The organism is Neorhizobium vignae, from assembly GCF_000732195.1.
Taxonomy (GTDB): domain Bacteria; phylum Pseudomonadota; class Alphaproteobacteria; order Rhizobiales; family Rhizobiaceae; genus Neorhizobium; species Neorhizobium vignae.
On record NZ_JNNU01000012.1, the window covers coordinates 57,468 to 75,256 of the forward strand.

The 17,789-nt window shown below is 62.3% G+C and carries 13 protein-coding genes; 2 read left to right on the plus strand and 11 right to left on the minus strand.

What is annotated here, in order from left to right; translation table 11 throughout:
• Window positions 1–12 precede the first annotated feature (12 nt).
• From GQ59_RS20435 to GQ59_RS20465, 7 genes are all read right to left on the minus strand, one after another.
• Window positions 13–237 carry a twin-arginine translocase TatA/TatE family subunit gene (locus tag GQ59_RS20435; protein WP_037084545.1) on the minus strand — a complete coding sequence of 75 codons (225 nt, stop codon included), beginning with the start codon at window positions 235–237 and terminating at the stop codon, window positions 13–15.
• A gap of 467 nt (window positions 238–704) precedes the next feature.
• Window positions 705–1,391, minus strand: coding sequence for an SMC-Scp complex subunit ScpB (scpB, locus tag GQ59_RS20440; protein WP_084683245.1), 687 nt, complete (start codon window positions 1,389–1,391; stop codon window positions 705–707).
• A 26-nt stretch (window positions 1,392–1,417) separates the two neighbouring features.
• Window positions 1,418–2,236, minus strand: coding sequence for a segregation and condensation protein A (locus tag GQ59_RS20445; RefSeq protein ID WP_174459629.1), 819 nt, complete (start codon window positions 2,234–2,236; stop codon window positions 1,418–1,420).
• 60 nt (window positions 2,237–2,296) lie between these two features.
• On the minus strand, window positions 2,297–3,313 hold the full coding sequence (gene nagZ, locus GQ59_RS20450; RefSeq protein WP_037084551.1) for a beta-N-acetylhexosaminidase: 1,017 nt from the start codon (window positions 3,311–3,313) through the stop codon (window positions 2,297–2,299).
• Window positions 3,314–3,393: 80 nt separating this feature from the next.
• Window positions 3,394–6,561: an SPOR domain-containing protein gene (locus GQ59_RS20455; protein WP_037084552.1), complete on the minus strand. Its 3,168-nt coding sequence runs from the start codon at window positions 6,559–6,561 to the stop codon at window positions 3,394–3,396.
• A 66-nt stretch (window positions 6,562–6,627) separates the two neighbouring features.
• Window positions 6,628–8,385 (minus strand): arginine--tRNA ligase, encoded by a 1,758-nt coding sequence (gene argS / locus GQ59_RS20460; protein ID WP_037084553.1) that lies wholly within the window; start codon window positions 8,383–8,385, stop codon window positions 6,628–6,630.
• A 62-nt stretch (window positions 8,386–8,447) separates the two neighbouring features.
• On the minus strand, window positions 8,448–9,665 hold the full coding sequence (locus GQ59_RS20465) for a deoxyguanosinetriphosphate triphosphohydrolase (RefSeq protein WP_037084554.1): 1,218 nt from the start codon (window positions 9,663–9,665) through the stop codon (window positions 8,448–8,450).
• Between the two features lie 136 nt (window positions 9,666–9,801).
• Between GQ59_RS20465 and erpA the strand changes: the two genes are divergently transcribed.
• Together erpA and xth are read left to right on the plus strand one after the other, a co-directional pair.
• A complete protein-coding gene (erpA, locus tag GQ59_RS20470) occupies window positions 9,802–10,131 on the plus strand; it encodes an iron-sulfur cluster insertion protein ErpA (protein ID WP_037084555.1) in 330 nt (109 codons plus the stop codon).
• An 82-nt stretch (window positions 10,132–10,213) separates the two neighbouring features.
• Window positions 10,214–11,002 (plus strand): exodeoxyribonuclease III, encoded by a 789-nt coding sequence (gene xth, locus GQ59_RS20475; protein ID WP_037084556.1) that lies wholly within the window; start codon window positions 10,214–10,216, stop codon window positions 11,000–11,002.
• Window positions 11,003–11,029: 27 nt separating this feature from the next.
• On the opposite strand, the gene exoR is transcribed toward xth, so the two are convergent.
• From exoR to GQ59_RS20495, 4 genes are all read right to left on the minus strand, one after another.
• The gene (gene exoR / locus GQ59_RS20480; protein ID WP_037084558.1) at window positions 11,030–11,824 is read right to left on the minus strand and encodes an exopolysaccharide production regulator ExoR; all 795 of its coding nucleotides are present in this window, start codon (window positions 11,822–11,824) and stop codon (window positions 11,030–11,032) included.
• 480 nt (window positions 11,825–12,304) lie between these two features.
• Window positions 12,305–13,549: an OmpP1/FadL family transporter gene (locus GQ59_RS20485; RefSeq protein WP_037084560.1), complete on the minus strand. Its 1,245-nt coding sequence runs from the start codon at window positions 13,547–13,549 to the stop codon at window positions 12,305–12,307.
• A 363-nt stretch (window positions 13,550–13,912) separates the two neighbouring features.
• Window positions 13,913–16,744 carry a valine--tRNA ligase gene (locus tag GQ59_RS20490; protein WP_037084562.1) on the minus strand — a complete coding sequence of 944 codons (2,832 nt, stop codon included), beginning with the start codon at window positions 16,742–16,744 and terminating at the stop codon, window positions 13,913–13,915.
• Window positions 16,745–16,864: 120 nt separating this feature from the next.
• The gene (locus tag GQ59_RS20495) at window positions 16,865–17,773 is read right to left on the minus strand and encodes a DUF2497 domain-containing protein (RefSeq protein ID WP_037084565.1); all 909 of its coding nucleotides are present in this window, start codon (window positions 17,771–17,773) and stop codon (window positions 16,865–16,867) included.
• Between the last annotated feature and the right edge of the window lie 16 nt (window positions 17,774–17,789).

Below are 17,789 nucleotides of genomic sequence, written 5' to 3' on the forward strand. Positions count from 1 at the left end.
GCCACTCGGACATTACGACCGGGTGGTTTCCTTGGCCTCTTCAGCCTTGAGATCAACGGTCTTCGTCGTGGTCGTCGCGCCGTTCGCCTCCGGGGCGTCCTCGTCGCTCATGCCCTTCTTGAAGCTCTTGATGCCCTTGGCGAAATCGCCCATCAGTTCCGGAATCTTGCCGCGTCCGAAGAGAACGAGCACGATGACCAGAACGATCAGCCAATGCCACACACTGAAAGAACCCATAAGTCCAACTCCATTAGTACCGTTTCATCGATGTAAGCTCTTTATGATGCTTTTTCAAACACCAAAATGTCGTCAGTGGACACCTTATCGCGACGTCCTTAACCGTGGACGGCAACTCGTCGGCGCGGATCCGGCCACGGCCCGGCTGACTGGCCTAGCGAACCAAGAACGTCCGGGATTCCCAGGCCGCCGAGGGGATCGTCCCGACTGAGTCCCGCCGCAAGCTGGCTAACTTGGAGGCACGGCCGCATCGCCTCTTCGGCATCGTGGCCGACTGCGATCACCGTCGCGACGCTCTCTATCAGGGTCGCCGGCGTTTCGGCTCGGATAAGTTCCTGTAGCCGAGAAACGAGGCCGGAAAACGGCCCTTCCGTCAGAAAACCACCTGCCAAGGAGTCGACGTGACGCCGGAGAGCGCATGGCGTGACGGACAGACGCGCTCCTGGACCGCAACCGCTCCGGCGAAATCACTCTTCAGCTTCGCCGCCCGGCGTCAGGAGGCCAAGTTCCTCAAGATCGAGTTGCGTGATCGGGTCCTCGTCCTCGGAAAGATCGTCGACATTGAGCGGGACGGGTATCGCAAAGCCCGGCGGGATGCGGCCGGAAAGCAGACCGGCGCCCTTCAATTCTTCGAGACCGGGCAGATCGCGCAGCTCCTCCAGGCCGAAATGGTCGAGGAAATCGGGCGTCGTGGCGAGCGTCACCGGTCGTCCCGGGGTGCGGCGGCGGCCGCGGAAGCGGACCCAGCCCGCCTCCATCAGCACGTCCAGCGTGCCTCTGGACGTCTGTACCCCGCGAATCTCCTCGATCTCGGCGCGGGTGACGGGCTGGTGATAGGCAATGATGGCAAGCACTTCGAGTGCGGCGCGCGACAGCTTCTTCGTCTCATTGTCTTCCTGATGGATGACGAAGGAGAGATCGGCGGCGGTGCGGAAGGCCCAGCGATCGCCGCTGCGGATCAGGTTGACCCCGCGGGGGGCGTAGACCTCCGCCAGCCGCAGCATGACGGCGTTCACATTGGTGCCGCGCGGCAGGCGTTCGGCCAGAAACGTTTCAGAGACCGGCTCGGCCGAGGCGAAGACCAGCGCTTCCGCGATCCGCTCGACTTCCGCCGATGAGAAGGATGGGAGCTCCGCCTCTTCTTGCGCGGCGATCGGCGGATCGTCGTCCTCTTGCGGCGTCAATCAACGCCTCCCTTAGCGGGCTGTGGCGGAGCGGGCTGCTGCGGTCCGGTGCCCCTGCGCAGAAAGATCGGTTGGAACGCGCCGTCCTGGCGGATCTCGAGCTTGCCTTCGCGCACCAGTTCGAGCGACGCGGCAAAGGCGCTGGCGGTTGCCGTGACGCGATCCTCCGGCGGCAGATAGGGCAAGAGATAGTGCTGCAGCGCCGTCCAGTCGACGATCTCGCCGAGCATACGGGTCAGCAGCTCGCGGGCATCGACCAGCGACCAGACCTTGCGCCTCTCGATCGTCACCTGGGTGACGGCGGTGCGCTGGCGCAGGTTCGCATAGGCCGAGAGAAGATCGTAGAGCGTCGCATCATAAGCGGATTCAACGCGATGCGGGATATGTTCCGGCGCCCCGCGGGCAAAGACCTCGCGGCCGAGCCGATTGCGGTTGACCAGCCGGGTCGCCGACTCCCGCATCGCCTCGAGGCGCTTCAGGCGGAAAGCGAGCGTCGCCGCCAGTTCCTCGCCGCTCGGGCCGTCGTCGCCCTTGGCTTGCTGCGGAATGAGCAGCTTCGACTTGAGATAGGCGAGCCAGGCGGCCATGACGAGATAGTCGGCGGCAAGCTCGATGCGGACCCGCCGGGCGCTGTCGATGAACAATAGATATTGCTCGACCAGTGCCAGAACGGAGATGCGGGCGAGATCGACCTTCTGGGTGCGGGCCAGATGAAGCAGCAGGTCGAGCGGACCTTCGAAACCGCTGACATCGATGACGAGTGCCGGATCGTCCGTCGCACGTTCGGCGCCGGCATCCTGCCACAACTTGTCCATCGGAATGGCGTTTTGCGATGTCGTCGTTGCCATTCCCCAACCTCTTGCTGTCGACAGCCGTCAGGAAACGGCGAGAAGACCCTGGAACTCCGCGCGGACCGCCTCCTCGCTCAAGCCGTCGCCCCGGCCGAAGGCCGCTTCCACCGCCTTCGCACGCCGCAACGCTTCGCCGCCAAGCGGTATCGCTTCCTTCACGACGGCCTTCATTTCGTCCATCACGCCGTTGCAATGCAAGACAATATCGCAGCCGCCCCCAACGATTCTCGCCGCGCGCTCACCGATCGTGCCCTTCAGGGCGTTCATCGACGTGTCGTCGGACATCAGCAGCCCGTCGAAGCCGATATGGCCGCGGATGATTTCGTCGATCACCTTGCGCGAAATGGTCGCCGGCTCGTCCGGGTCGATGGCGGTGAAGACGATATGGGCGCTCATCGCCATCAGCTCGTCCTTCATGGCGACGAAAGGCAGGAAGTCATGCGCTTCCAGATCTGCGCGCGAGACGGTGACCACCGGCAGTTCGTGATGGCTGTCGGCCATGCCGCGGCCGTGGCCCGGCATGTGCTTCATGACCGGCAGCATGCCGCCCGCCTTGAGGCCGTCAGCGGCGGCCTGGCCCATTTCGGCAACCGTCTTCGGATCGAATCCATAGGCGCGATCGCCGATAACGTTGCTCGCCCCTTCGATCGGCACGTCGAGCACCGGCAGGCAATCGACGTTGATGCCGAATTTCATCAGGTCGAAGGCATGCAGGCGCGACATCAGCCAAGCCGCCCGCAGCCCCTTCTCGCGATCCTGCCGGTAAAGCTCGCCGAGCACGGCGGCCGAGGGATAACGCTCGATCATCGGCGGGCGGATGCGCTGGACGCGGCCCCCCTCCTGGTCGATCAGCACCGGGGCATCCGGCCGGCCGATGGCATCGCGCATGGACGCGACGAGATCGGAGATCTGCGCCGGCTCGACGCAATTGCGGGCAAACAGGATGAAGCCCCAGGGCCGTTCATCCCGGTAAAGCGCCACTTCGTCCGCGGTAAGGGTCGGGCCGCTGGAGCCCAGGATCATTGCTTTTGATTCGCTCATGGTCCGATCTTAGATCATTGGAGGGCCAACGAAAAACGGGGCGCCCAGGCGCCCCGCTCGATTTCTTCGGATTTCAGCCCTTACCGGCCGACCAGGCAGGTACCGCCGGCGGCGCGATAACGCTCGCAGAGCGCTACGGCTTCGTTCTTGCCGCCTGCCGGAATACGGACGCGGTAGAATGTGCCCTTGCCGGCGATCTCGGCGGGCTTGATATCGACACCCCGGCCGCCGATGACGCTGCCGAACTTGGCCGAGAGGCTCTGATAGGATTTCTGGGCTTCCGCCTGTGACGGCAGAGAGGCGATCTGGATCACATAGTCACCGGACCCCAGCGAAGCCACCTGGTTCGAGGCGGAACCCGTAGCGGCTGCCGCCGCCGGCTGGGCCGGTGCACGGACATTGCCCTGATCGGTAACGGCGGCGACCACATTGACCGGCTGCTCGGCCGGACGTGCGATCGGAACCGGAGCCTTGCCCGCAGGTGCAGAGGCCTGAACCGGAGCGACGGGCGCCGGAGCCTGCGCGGCGGGCGGGCTGGGAGCCACGGCCGGCTGGGCAGGAGCGGCTGCGACGGGCGGCGTGACCGGGTTCGTTCTCACCACGTTGACGTGTTCTGCTGGAGCGGCCGGATTGGCAGGTGCCGAGACCGGAAGGATACCGCCATTTCCGGCAGTCGAGTTGGCCGGCAGGGGTTGAGTCCGGGCCGGTGTCGCCGGCACGGAAGCCGGGATTTTCTCGGGGAAAGCAGCGGCCGTTTCAACCGGCTTTGCGCCGGCGGCCGGCAGCTTGGCAGTTTCCGGCGCCGCAAGCGCCGGTGCTGCAACTTCCTGCTCGACCAGCTTGCCGTCGGGGCGGACGATCATCGTCTTGACCTTGCGCGGCATGACGGTCACGGGCTGCTGCTCAGCAGCAGTATTGGTCTGCGCGGTGCGATCCTGCGGCAGGAGACGCGGATCCTCCGTCTCGCCAACATCGGTCGGCTCGATATCGTTCTCGCCTTCGAGCGGCAGCGTGTCGGGCATCAGGGTCTTCTGCACGACGTCGATAGGCTCCTCATTGGAGGAGATCAGGGTGCGCTGCTTCGGATCTTTCGGCGAAACGCCGGCGACGCGGTCGTAGACCGCCTTGTCCTGGTTCGGGACCGTCTTGCCGCCCGGATTTTCCGGCGCAATCTTGATCGGTTCGTTGTCTGCGGCAATGATGACCGGTTCGCCGCCCGACACGACACCCGACACGCCGCTGCCGAAGAACGCGTAGGCGCCGACACCTCCGAGGATCACAACCCCGGCAAGAACCAGCGGCACAGCCCAGCTGCGGACGGAACGGCGGGCGTTCTCGACAGTCGCGACATAGTCTGCGTCGGAATAATGCAGTTCCTCGTGCTCAGCGGCCGGCAGCGGCGTCGTCAGGCTGCGTCGGAAATCCTCTTCCAGAGCCCGCTCGAAATCGTCGAGATCCGTATAATTCGGCGAACGGGCGGCTTCGGCGGCGGCCTGTCGGCCTCTCGGCGCGATATCGATATCCGGCTTGCGTGCCGGCGACGGCTTGCCGGGCGCAGCCAGAAGCGTCGCAAGCTCGGCATCGATGTCGAGCTCGTAATCCGGACGATAGGCCGGCGGCTGTTCCGGCTCTTCTGCCGGTAGCGACGGTACGTCGAGTTCGGCGATCACCTCCACCTGGTCTTCCGAATCGGCAATCTGGGCCGGATCAAACGGCAGGTCGGCAATCGATTCCGGCTCTTCTACGATCTGCGTCGCCACGACTGGTGCCGCCGCAGCGGTGACGGGCGCAACGCGCGCCACCGGCGCCACGGAAGGAGCGGCAGCAGGTGCAGGTTCGGCTTTCACAGGGGCTGCCGCCGGAGACGGTGCCTGAACCGGATGTGCCTGCGCCTCTTCGACGACGATCTCGGCAAGATCGAGTTCGAGACCATCGAGCGCCAACTCGAATTCCTCGTCGGAGAACGGATCTGTCTCGTCCACAGACGAGACCTCGGCGACCGGCGATTTGGCAACCGGCGCATCGACAACAGAGGGTGCGGCCGGCGCGACAAATGCGGCGGCCTGCGTCACGGCCGGCTCGGGCTTCGCCACAGGCGTCGCGAGCGGCTGCCCGTTCGATATCGGCAGCGTATAGCGCTGGACGTCGTAGATTAGTTCGTCAAGCGCCGAGAACCGATCCTTTTGCGGCGCAGCGGCCGGTACGGCAGCGATCGGCGCAGCGGTGACCGGCTCAGGCTGCGGCTCCGTTGCTAAGACCTGCGGCCCGGCTGCCTGTGCCGGCTCGATATTCGGGCTCGGGATATCGTTCAGGACCGGCGGCTCGAAGGCATATTCGTTCGATGCAGGCGCGGTCACTTGAGAAGCGGTTACCGCCGCCTGTGCGGAGGCCGCAGAGACGTCTCGTGCCACGCTGAAATTGCTGAGCGGCATCCGGAAGCCGGGAATGTAGGCACCCTTGCCCCTCTCCGTCTTCGGCTCAAATTTCGCTTCGGGTTCCAATTTCGCTTCAGGCTCGAACGCGACCTCGGGCTCGGTGGCCGCCTCAGGTTCGAATGTCGCCTGAGGTTCGAACCGGACTTCCGGCTCGAATCGCGCTTCGGGCTCAAACGTACCTTCCGGCTCGAATGCCGCAACGGGCTCGGCCGCGATCGAGTTTTCCAGCTCCGCGGCGAGATCGAACTCCTCCGCCGGGTCCTCTACCGACGCGGCAGACGACATCGAGCCTGCAGCGGGGAAATCGGGCAGATCGAAAATGGGCTCCATGCGTGCGGCTTCGAAAGCCGGCTCGAATACCGGTTCCTCAGCAACGCTCCCGTCAACGGCATCAACCGCCCGCGGCGGTTCCTCGTCGCCGAAAAGGTCGGCGCGCTCGCTGACGACACTATCGGCCGACGGCAATACCTGCGGCACATCTACCGCGGCGGCTTCGGCCGGAACGAACTCCAGCTCCTCCGGTTCTACCGGCGGCGCGTCGAACGGCTGAGGGACATCGTCGAGAGCGATATCGTGAATGGGGTCGAGATGCGGGGCGTCATACCGTTCGAACTCCTGAAGAAGCTCGTCTTCGAGATTGAACGCCGGCTCCTGCCGCGCAGTCGATGAAGTATCGGCGGAAGATGATCCAGGCCTGGCAGCGACGGGGAGATCGTCGTAGCCTACGATGCGGGCGAGCTCAGCCAGCGGATCATCATCTGCAAAGAAGTCCGGTAAATCATTCCGGCTACGCGCAAGGTTGTTATCGGCCATTACCTCGTCCACTCACCTACATTACAACGCATATGCCAGTGCAATGTGGGGAAATGGTGGCGATATCTACCGCATTTCTTCCGGTGCCGCAGTGCCCGTGATCCCAAGTCCTGACTTCAAAACAGAGGCGACAGCATGCACCAGCCCAAGCCTGGCAATACTCAATTCTCGGTTTTTATCGTTAACAAAGCGTAATTCCGGTTGTTCTTTACCCTTATTCCAATGCGCATGGAAGAAACTTGCCAGATCATAGAGGTAAAAAGCAAGCCGATGAGGCTCCTGCGCCTGGGCCGCAGCCTCAATGATCCTGGGGTATTCCGCAAGTTTGGCGACCAGTTGCATCTCGTTCGGATCGCTGATCAGACTGCTCGAACCTTTTAGGTCGAGCGAATCGAAATCGAGACCGGGAAACGCTTCCTTTGCCTGCCGGAACACCGACGAGCAGCGCGCGTGGGCGTACTGCACGTAGAAGACAGGATTGTCCTTCGACTGTTCGGTCACCTTGGCGAAGTCGAAATCGAGCGGTTCCGAGCTCTTCCTGTAGAGCATCATGAAACGCACCGCGTCGCGGCCCACCTCGTCGACCACTTCGCGAAGCGTCACGAAGTTGCCGGAACGCTTCGACATCTTCACCGGCTCGCCGTTACGGTACAGCTTGACGAGCTGGCAAAGGAGCACGGTGAGCTTCGCCTTGCCGCCGGAGACGGCGCGCGCGACGGCTTCCAGGCGCTTGACGTAGCCGCCGTGGTCGGCGCCGAGCACATAGATCATCTCGTCGTAACCACGATCGAACTTGTCCTTGAAATAGGCAACGTCCGCCGCAAAGTAAGTATAGCTGCCGTCCGACTTGATCAGCGGCCGATCCATATCGTCCCCAACCTCGGTGGAGCGGAACAGCGTCTGCTCGCGGTCCTCCCAGTCTTCCGGCAACTGGCCCTTCGGCGGCGGCAGCGTGCCCTTGTAGACGTGCCCCTTGAAGGTGAGGTCGTTGATCGCCTGGCGGATGCGCTGTGCGCCATTAGCGTGCAATGCCCGCTCCGAGTAGAAGACGTCGTGATGGACGTTGAGCGCCTCGAGATCGTCGCGGATCAGCGCCATCATCGCGTCGATCGCGGTGTCCTTGACGATCGGCATCCAGGCGTCTTCCGGCATGTTGTGCAGCCGCGGACCGTATTCCTCCGCCAGGGCCTGCCCGACCGGCACGAGGTAGTCGCCCGGATAGAGGCCCGAAGGAATCTCGCCGATCGTCTCCCCGAGTGCCTCGCGGTAACGCAGGAAGACCGAGCGGGCCAGAACATCGATCTGGCTGCCGGCATCGTTGATGTAATATTCCTTTGTCACGTCGTAGCCGGCAAACTCCATCAGGTTCGCCAGCGCATCGCCCACGACAGCACCACGGCAATGGCCGACATGCATCGGGCCGGTCGGGTTGGCCGAGACGTATTCGACATTCGCTTTCTTCTCCGCACCGACCTTGGAGCGGCCGTAGTCCGTGCCTTCGGCAATGATCGATGCGAGCAGACGCTGCCAGTAAGGCGCACCAAGCCTGATGTTGATAAACCCGGGACCGGCCACCGAAACCTCGCTGACATCGGTATCCGAACGCAGCGCTTCAGCGATGATATCGGCAAGCGCACGCGGATTGGTGCCAAGCGGTTTTGCCAGAACCATGGCGGCATTGGTCGCCACATCGCCGTGGCTCTGGTCCCGCGGCGGTTCGACTGCGATACGGCCAAAATCAATCTCGCTTCGCTTTTCCTTGATGACATCAAGGGTTTCCAAAGCGTTCTTAATTCTTGTTTCGAAGTCGGCAAAAAGATTCATGTTCAATCATCCCCAAGACATGCCCGAGGACCCTTGCTGGCCAGTGTCATTGGTGGCGGTGCCTAGCGCAAATCCGGAGTCTGGTCAAACAGCTCGCCATGCGCCTTGATTGCGAACGTGTCTGTCATCCCGGCGAGATAATCGCCTACGTGACGCGCCCTCGCCGTCTCGCCGAGCCCGGCGATATGATTGACCCAATAGTGGCTGCGCATCAGCGACGGGTCGTTCATATAGGCGCCGAACAGGTCCGAGACGATCTGCGAGGCGCCGGCGCGGATGCGCATGATGTCGGGATGCCGGTAGATGCGCGAGAACAGGAGCTTCTTGATGCAGCGGTCTGTCTCGGCCATCTCCTGCGAGAACGTGGCGATGACATGCCCCGCGGCACGGACGTCTTCAGCGCTCTGCGGGTCCAACTTACCGAGATTGTGCTGCGCCACGTCGATCACGTCCTCGACCATGTGGGTGATCTGCCGGCGCATGATCTCATGGGCGAAACGGCTCGGCTCGAGATGCGGATAACGTGCCCTCACCTCCGCCATCAGCCTGGCGAGGAACGGGACCTCATCCAGCATCTCGAAGGTGAGCAGGCCGGAACGCAGCCCGTCGTCGATATCGTGGGTATTATAGGCGATGTCGTCGGCGATTGCGGCGACCTGGGCTTCAAGGCTGGCATAGCTCGCGAGCTCCAGATCATGCAGCTCGCAATAGTCGCGGATCGGCTGCGGCACGGGGCCACGGGTTCCCTCGCCGGTGGCGCTCAGGAGCGGACCATTGTGCTTGACCAGGCCTTCGAGGCTTTCCCAGGTGAGATTGAGACCGTCGAAATCCGCATATCGGCGTTCGAGCTTGGTGACGATGCGGAGAGACTGGGCGTTGTGGTCGAAACCGCCATAGGGCTTCAGCATCTCGTCCAGTGCATCTTCGCCGGTATGGCCGAACGGCGTGTGGCCGAAGTCGTGGACCAGCGCCACGCCTTCGGCGAGATCCTCGTCGAGCTTCAGGGCGCGGGCGAGCGCGCGGGCGATCTGCGCCACCTCGATCGTGTGGGTCAGCCGGGTGCGGTAGTGGTCGCCGTCGGGGCTGATGAACACCTGCGTCTTGTGCTTCAGCCGCCGGAATGCCGTGGTGTGGACGATGCGGTCGCGGTCGCGCTGGAATTCGGAGCGCGTCAGGCTGCCGTCCTCGGGAAACAGACGCCCGCGCGACGCCCAGGGGTTGGCGGCGTAGACCGCCCGTTCGCCACTGCCGAAACCCAGCGCCCTGGTATCGATCGTCATGCCGTCACCTGTTTGTTCATCCGCCGCCTGCCGCCCATTGACGTGCCGTTCACGTCTTCATACCTATAGTGAAGCTGTGCGCAATGCCGGTGACAGGAATCTCTCCGGGCCTTGAACCCGGCAGGAGGCGGATAATATGGAAACCAATGTAACTCTTTCAAATGCGGCGGCCAAGCGTATCGCCGAAATCGTCGGCAACGAAGCCGGCAAGCAAGCGCTGCGCGTCTCGGTCGAAGGCGGCGGCTGTTCGGGCTTCTCCTACAAGTTCGATCTCGCCGAAGCGCCCGGGGACGACGACGTGGTGATCGCCAACGGCGATGCCAAGGTGCTGATCGACAGCCTCTCGCTCGTCTACATGGCGGGCTCGGAGATCGACTTCGTCGACAACCTGCTCGGCCAGTCCTTCCAGATCAAGAACCCCAACGCGGTCGCCAGCTGCGGCTGCGGCACCAGCTTCTCGATCTGATAACCCTTCCTTCCACGCAGTTCGCCCTTCCCAACGGTTCCTCTTTCGCTAAAAGAGGAAGCGAACATGGAGGCAAGGGCCGATGAAGATCGCCACCTGGAACATCAACGGCGTCAAGGCGCGTATCGACAGCCTTCGCCAGTGGCTGACCGATTCCTCCCCGGACATCGTCTGCCTGCAGGAAATCAAGTCCGTCGACGAAACCTTCCCGCGGCTCGAGATCGAGGCGCTCGGCTATCATGTCGAGACCCACGGCCAGAAGGGGTTCAACGGCGTTGCATTGCTGTCGAAGAGCAAGCCGGACGAAGTGATGCGCGGCCTGCCGGGCGATGAGGGCGACGAACAGTCCCGTTACATCGAAGGCGTCTTTTCCGTTCCGGGCGCCGCGATCCGCGTTGCCTCCATCTACCTGCCGAACGGCAATCCGGCCGACGATCCGGTCAAGTACCCTTACAAGCTGGCCTGGATGGAACGGCTGCGCCTGCATGCGCAGAATTGCCTTCTCCTCGAAGAACCGCTTATTCTTGCCGGCGACTACAACGTCATTCCCGAGCCGCATGACTGCTTCGACCCGGCGGTCTGGGCGACGGACGCGCTTTTCCTGCCGCAGACACGCGCTGCCTTCCGCAGGCTCGAAAATCTCGGCCTCGTCGATGCGGTGCGGGCCACGACCGACGCTACCAAGCTCTATTCCTTCTGGGATTACCAGGCCGGCGCCTGGCAGAAGAACAACGGCATCCGCATCGACCATCTCCTGCTCTCGGCGGAGGCCGCCGACAGGCTGAAATCCACGGCGATCGAGAAACATGTCCGGGCCTGGGAAAAGCCTTCGGACCATGTGCCCGTCATCGGCATGTTCGATTTCGGCTGATCGCCCGAAGGATCGGCGAGGCGTCGGTTATTCGACGCCTCGGGCGAACTCCTGAGACAGGGCGACTGCACCGCGGCGATCCTCTTCGCCGACGACCGAAAATGCCTGCTCCTGCAATTGCTGCATCCAGACACATTCCTTGGCGGTGCACTTGTCGAGCGCCGCCGTCATGAAGGCGAGCCCCCGCACCGTCTGGCCTTCCTGGAAGAGGACATTGCCGAAAACCGACATGGCGCCCGGATGGCCGCTCTTGCGGGCCTGGTTCAGCCATTTCTTCGCCTGCTGGATATTGGCAGTACCGCCCTCGCCTGCGAGAATCATCCGGGCGAGCTGGAACTGGGCTTCCGCCACGCCGAATGTGGATGCCGCCTGGAAATAAAGTTGCCGTGCCTGCGAAAGATCAGGTTTCACCGGGCTGCCGGGAATGCCGCGGCGATAATAGTTGGCCAGCGACAGAAGCGCGTTGACGAAGAAACCCGTATCTTCCGAACCGGGCTCGACGCCCTGTGCCGCGATCTCGTTATAGATCTTGAAGGCCTCGAAATCGTCCTTCGCGACGCCGTCGCCGTAGGCGTACATATTGGCAAGCGCCCAGCGCGAACCGGTATGGCCCTTCTCGGCGGCATAACGGTAGGCCTCGACCGCATCTTCCTTCTGACCGTTCTTATAGGCCTTGAAGCCGAACTTGAAGAGATCGAACGGGCCGGACTCCTTCGTCACGCCCGACTTGATATCGAAGGCCGCCGCCGATCCCGCCAAAATCGAGGCGAGCGACGCTCCAAGAAGCAATACTCTCATGGATCCAAAACCAGACTTCGGCATGATTCAGTTTCTTTCACTCCGCGCGCGACGACCCGCCGCAGCGCGAGCATCGCTCGCTGCCGGAACAAGATTTGTCCGGGAATATCCCGCGCCTGCTCCTCCCGAGAGACGGATGAAACTGTAGCCGCCGTTTTCGGCAAGACTAGGACCCATAACCGCAGCGATTGCGGCAGGACAGGACGACATCAGAATCCGCCTGCCTGAGCGCAAAAAGCCCAGCTTTTCATAAAGAAACCCGCCCATGATACTCCAATTACGCGCCCCGCCCCCGCGTTCCGCGCCTGTTCTTCCTCTATCGCTGCTCCCCGTTTGTGGCGGGAAGTGGACAGAAACGCCCCTCTCAAGGCACCTGACAATAGTCTCGAAAAAGTGTTGCTAAATCGTCACAAGAGAAACGACGAGTCTGTTCCTCTTTGAATTAAAATTCGCCACAAAAAAGCCCGGTCGCAACCGGGCTTTCAAAGCTTCCATCAAGTGAAGTCAGAACTTGACCTTCAGAGACGTCGAGAGAGCAGCGACCAGATCGTCCCCAAACCGGTATGTTGCTTCGTCACCAGCGGCAACGCCGTCGATGGTCACGGCACCTGAACTGCCGCTGGTCAGGATGCCGAGCACGCCGGCCAGACGGATCTCGACGTTCTTGTTCGGCGAGTAGGCGACACCTGCGCCGACGGTCCAGGTATCCGTGAGGGTGCCAAAGCCCTGCGAAGTCCCGCGATCCCAGGTCAGGCTGACCGCGCCGCTCCACTGTTCGTTGAACTTGTGACCTACGCCGCCGGTAACCGTCCAGCCGTCCCGGTATCCGAGTTCAAGCGCGGTGACTTCCACGCCGCCGGCATTGTAGAAGGGGATTCGCTGCAAGACGCTCCAATTGGTCCATTTGACCGATCCGAACGCGAGCCAATCGGGAGCGACACCGGATTGCAGCTTGAGTTCGATAGCCTCCGGCATGGCGGTCGAGCCCTCGACCGGAATGATCGTGCCGGCACCCGGGACCAAACCACCCAGAGCCGCAGGGATATTGGTGAGGTCGACTTCGCCGGTGACGCTATCCAGTTTCACCTGACTATAGTACATCAGGCTGGCACGGAGCGCGTATTCCGGAATTTCGTAGGCCACACCTGCCCGCCAGCCCCAGCCGTCACCTTCAAGATCGAGGCGTCCCACACCCGAGCCCGTCATGCCTAGACCGGCGATAACTTCCGGCGCGACGACCAAGCGTTCCTTGAAACCGTCCATCTGGAGATAGTTGGTACCGCCGATGATACGCAAGTCGCCCGGACCAGCATCGAACTTGTAGGAGCAGGTCAGCGCGTAGTTGTCGCTGTTGATCTTTGTTTCGATGTTCTGGTTCGCCCCGGCCCAATTGGCGCCCGGGTTGGTATGAGCGCCATAGGGCTGCGAGTAGTCGACCAGGCAGTCGAACCCCTCGAAGCCGGCCTTGGCCCCGATACGCGGCGACCAGTAGTCTTCCGTCTCCTCCACCGAGCTGGAATACCCCAACGTGTTGAGCGCGCCATCCCCGGCGATTGTATCGGTGACGTTCTTGAGTTTCCTCTGGGGCATCACGAAGGTAGCCGTGGACTCGATCGCGACCGAAGACGGATCAAAAAGCAGATCGATATTGTATCCGCCCCGCTCGATGCCGCCTGCGAGCGCAGGCGACTGAAGGGTGCATCCAGCTACGAGAGCAAAGACGCCCCTTGAGATTAGTTTGCTTACCATAAATTCTCCCACTCCCTGGTAAGTGACCGAAATCACTCTAGATGGTTCGCTCTAATTGACAACTTTCGGCTGTCCGGGGCTTCGCGGCGCAAACGCTCTATAGATTTACGTAAGCAAACCAGGAACCGGGGCTTCGATGCCGATTTCGGCACAAAATTGCTCCTTCCACCTTAACCGGATCGTTAAAATTAGAATTTTATTATTTTAAGCCGGCTACCTGTGTCAATGTGGCAACAATGCGGCTTTCTGCAGGTGAGCAGTTGCACACATGCGACCCGAGACCCACAGCCGGTTGCGAAAAAGGAAATGCCGCCCGTTTCCGGCGCGGCACCCCTTATTTCCATTGATTCACGATGAAGATGGTCAGCCTGCTTCGCTGATGCGCAGAAGAGCAGTCTTCAGGTTCGCCATCTGAACTTCCAGTTCGGCAAAGCGCTCGCGCTCGGCAGCAACCACTTCGGGATCGGCATTGGCGACGAACTTCTCGTTGGCCAGCTTCTTGCCGATACGGTCCATCTCGGCCTCGGTCTTGCCAACCGCCTTCTCGATGCGCGCCTTTTCGGCCACGAGGTCGATCAGGTTGCCGAGCGGCAGGCAGGCGGTCGCCTCGCCGACGACGATCTGGGCGGAACCCTTGGGCGCCGCGTCGGCAAGCTCGATGGTTTCGACACGCGCAAGGCGGCGGACGGCCGCCTCGTGACGCCGCAGACGCGCCTGGGTCAGCTCGTTGGCACCGACGACGATCAGCGGTGCGACAGCCGATGGCGGCACGTTCATTTCGGCGCGGGCCGAGCGCAGACCGGTGACGAGATCAACCAGCCAGTTGATCTCTTCCGCAGCCGCCTGATCGGCGAATTCCGGCGCCGGCCAGTCGGCGTGGCAAAGCAGGCCGTCGCGGGTTTCGGTGTGGGCCCAGAGCTCTTCCGTCATGAACGGCATGAACGGATGCAGGAGCTTGTAGGTCTCTTCCAGCACGTAGGCCGCGCAGGCCTGGGCCTCTGCCTTGGCACCCTCGTCCTCGCTCGCGAAGATCGGCTTCAGAAGTTCCAGATACCAGTCGCAGACTTGGTTCCAGACGAAACGGTAGAGCGAACCGGCTGCCTCGTTGAACCGCTGGGTCTCGATGGCCTCCGTGACGTCGCGGATAGTCTCGGAGAGCTCCGTGAGGATCCAGCGGTTGACGGTGAGCTTCGTTGCCTCCGGCTGGAAGGCCGGATCGCGCTTGACGCCGTTCATCTCGGCAAAGCGGGTGGCATTCCAGAGCTTGGTGCCGAAATTGCGGTAACCGGCGATGCGGGCCGGATCGAGCTTCACGTCACGCCCCTGTGCCGCCATGATCGCCAGCGTGAAGCGCAACGCGTCGGCGCCGTATTCGTCGATCAGGTCGAGCGGATCGATGACGTTGCCCTTCGACTTCGACATCTTCTGACCGTTCTTGTCGCGAACGAGCGCGTGGACATAGACGGTGTGGAAGGGCTCGACCGGATTGCCATCCTCGTCCTTCATGAAATGAAGGCCCATCATCATCATGCGGGCAACCCAGAAGAAGATGATGTCGAAGCCGGTGACCAGGGTGCTGGTCGGATAATATTTCTCAAGTTCCCTGGTCTGGTCCGGCCAGCCAAGCGTCGAGAACGGCCATAGCGCCGAAGAGAACCAGGTGTCGAGCACGTCCTCATCGCGGGTCAGGATCTCGCCCGGTTTGAAATTCTCCAGGAGATCCTCGACAAGAGCCTTCATCGGCCCTTCGTGCGAAAGATAGTGCTGGATGGCGGCCTGCAGCGCCTCTTCCTCGGTCTTTTCGACAAACACCTGACCGTCGGGGCCGTACCACGCCGGGATCTGATGTCCCCACCAGAGCTGGCGCGATATGCACCAGGGCTGGATGTTCTCCATCCATTCGAAATAGGTCTTGTCCCAGTTCTTGGGCACGAACTTGGTGCGTCCTTCCTTGACGGAAGCGATCGCCGGCTGTGCCAGGGTGTGGGCGTCGACATACCATTGTTCGGTCAGCCTCGGCTCGATCGGCACGCCGCCACGATCGCCATGCGGCACCATGTGCTTGTGCGGCTCGACCTTGTCGAGCAGGCCTGCTTCCTCGAAGATCTCGACGACGATCTTGCGGGCCGTGAAACGATCCTGGCCTTCGAGCCGGTCCCAGGCGCCGTGAAGCGCAGCCGGATGGTCGAGTCCTTCAAGGAAATCCTCGTTGTCCTTGATGGTGATCGTACCGTCGATGTTCATGATGTTGATGGCGCGCAGCCCCGCCCGCTTGCCCACTTCGAAGTCGTTGAAGTCGTGCGCAGGGGTGATCTTGACCGCACCGGTGCCGGCCGTCGGATCGGCATAGTGGTCAGCGACGACCGGGATTCTGCGGCCGACGATCGGCAGGATGACGTGCTTGCCGACGATGGCCTTGTAGCGCTCATCCTCGGGGTTCACGGCAATGCCGGTATCGCCGAGCATGGTTTCCGGACGCGTGGTCGCGACGACGATATAGTCACGCGTCTCGAATTCGGTCGCATTGCCGTCTTCGTCGAATGCCACCGGATACTGGTAGATAACGCCTTCCTCAAGCGGATAGCGGAAGTGCCAAAGATTGCCGTTAACCTCGTGCTGCTCGACTTCGAGGTCGGAGATCGCAGTCAGCAGCTTCGGATCCCAGTTGACGAGGCGCTTGTCCTTGTAAATTAGGCCCTGCTTGTAGAGCGTGACGAAGACTTCCAGGACAGCAGCCGACAGGCCCTCGTCCATGGTGAACCGTTCGCGCGACCAGTCGCAGGAGGCGCCGAGGCGCTTCAACTGATTGAAGATCAGGCCGCCGGATTCCTCTTTCCATTCCCAGACCCGGTCAATGAAAGCCTCGCGGCCCATTTCGCGGCGGCCCGGAAGCTGGCGTTCCATCAACTGACGCTCGACGACCATCTGGGTGGCGATGCCAGCATGGTCCATGCCCGGCTGCCACAGCACGTCCTTTCCGCGCATCCGCTCGAACCGGATCATGATGTCCTGCAGCGTGTTGTTGAGCGCGTGGCCCATATGCAGCGAACCGGTCACATTCGGCGGCGGGATCACGATCGTGAAGGTTTCCGCGCCCGGCTTGGCGTTGGCGCCGGCGCGGAAAGCGTCGGCCTCGTCCCAGGCCTTGGCGATCCTCGGTTCTACTTCTGCGGAATCATAGGTCTTTTCGAGCATTTCCTGACCCGTTTTTGTTCTTTGAGAGCTATCGGGGTGTAAATAGGATGGGGTGTTCCAAGTCAATAAAAAAGCCGCCCCGTCGCCGGAGCGGCCGTCTTGGTCGACCTCAAGAACGGTTTAGCGGCGCGTGCCCCGAGATACGCGTTCGATTTCCTCGCGCACCAGGCGCTCGACCAGCGTCGGCAGATTGTCGTCCAGCCATTCCTGCAACATCGGGCGCAGCATGTCGCCGGCCATGTCTTCGAGCGAACGGCGTTCCATGCCGTTGAACACCGAGGCGAGCTCGCTGAAGGACTTTGCGACCTGGGCGCCGGCTTCGGCGGACAGAAGGTTCGCGGTCTCCTCGATCTTCGCCGGCAGGCTGCGCGGGGCCGGTTCTGCGGCGAGTTTCGGTTCTGTTTTCGGTTCGATTCTCGGTTCGGGCCGCACCGGTGCTTCGGCCCTGTGCGGAGCCGACAGCGGCGGGTCGAAGACCGGCATCATGACACGCTGGACCGGCTCCGGCTGCGGCGCGACCGGCTGCGAAACCGGAGCGGCCTGGGCGACCGGTTCGCGGAATTCGGGCATGCGCGGCATCTGGCGAATCTGAGCCGGCTCCTCCTGGCGCGCCGCCGGTGCGGGTGAGGACGGCGTTTGCGCGGAAGAGGCAACCGCCGACGGGGCCGGCACAGTCGAAGCGGCCGAAAGGCGCACGGGCCCGGTCTCCTGCTGGCGGGTGGAAGCGGCCCGGACCCTTGCGGCGACGTCTGCGAGCGACAGGGTACGATCCTGCTGTGCGGTCTGGCCCGACGATCCCGTCGCGTAGCTCATCGGCTCGCTGCGCGACGGCGCGCCGCGATCATTGGCAGCCATATCGGGAACAAAGCTCGTCTCTTCGACGTCTTCGATCTCATCGTCGCCATAGACCGGGGGAAGCTGGCCGCTGAGCGCGTTCTCGGCATTCGGCTCATTGCTTTCAATGATCCGGCGAATGGACGCCAAGATTTCTTCCATGGAGGGTTCACGCGCTACATTTGGCTGAGCCATTTTCATCCCCGCTGTT

Excerpts from the sequence above, each read along its gene's own strand:
- GQ59_RS20435 (WP_037084545.1), bottom strand. The coding sequence starts at position 237 with ATGGGTTCTTTCAGTGTGTGGCATTGGCTGATCGTTCTGGTCATCGTG.
- GQ59_RS20445 (WP_174459629.1), bottom strand. The coding sequence starts at position 2,236 with ATGGACAAGTTGTGGCAGGATGCCGGCGCCGAACGTGCGACGGACGAT.
- nagZ (WP_037084551.1), bottom strand. The coding sequence starts at position 3,313 with ATGAGCGAATCAAAAGCAATGATCCTGGGCTCCAGCGGCCCGACCCTT.
- GQ59_RS20455 (WP_037084552.1), bottom strand. The coding sequence starts at position 6,561 with ATGGCCGATAACAACCTTGCGCGTAGCCGGAATGATTTACCGGACTTC.
- argS (WP_037084553.1), bottom strand. The coding sequence starts at position 8,385 with ATGAATCTTTTTGCCGACTTCGAAACAAGAATTAAGAACGCTTTGGAA.
- GQ59_RS20465 (WP_037084554.1), bottom strand. The coding sequence starts at position 9,665 with ATGACGATCGATACCAGGGCGCTGGGTTTCGGCAGTGGCGAACGGGCG.
- erpA (WP_037084555.1), top strand. The coding sequence starts at position 9,802 with ATGGAAACCAATGTAACTCTTTCAAATGCGGCGGCCAAGCGTATCGCC.
- xth (WP_037084556.1), top strand. The coding sequence starts at position 10,214 with ATGAAGATCGCCACCTGGAACATCAACGGCGTCAAGGCGCGTATCGAC.
- exoR (WP_037084558.1), bottom strand. The coding sequence starts at position 11,824 with ATGCCGAAGTCTGGTTTTGGATCCATGAGAGTATTGCTTCTTGGAGCG.
- GQ59_RS20485 (WP_037084560.1), bottom strand. The coding sequence starts at position 13,549 with ATGGTAAGCAAACTAATCTCAAGGGGCGTCTTTGCTCTCGTAGCTGGA.
- GQ59_RS20490 (WP_037084562.1), bottom strand. The coding sequence starts at position 16,744 with ATGCTCGAAAAGACCTATGATTCCGCAGAAGTAGAACCGAGGATCGCC.
- GQ59_RS20495 (WP_037084565.1), bottom strand. The coding sequence starts at position 17,773 with ATGGCTCAGCCAAATGTAGCGCGTGAACCCTCCATGGAAGAAATCTTG.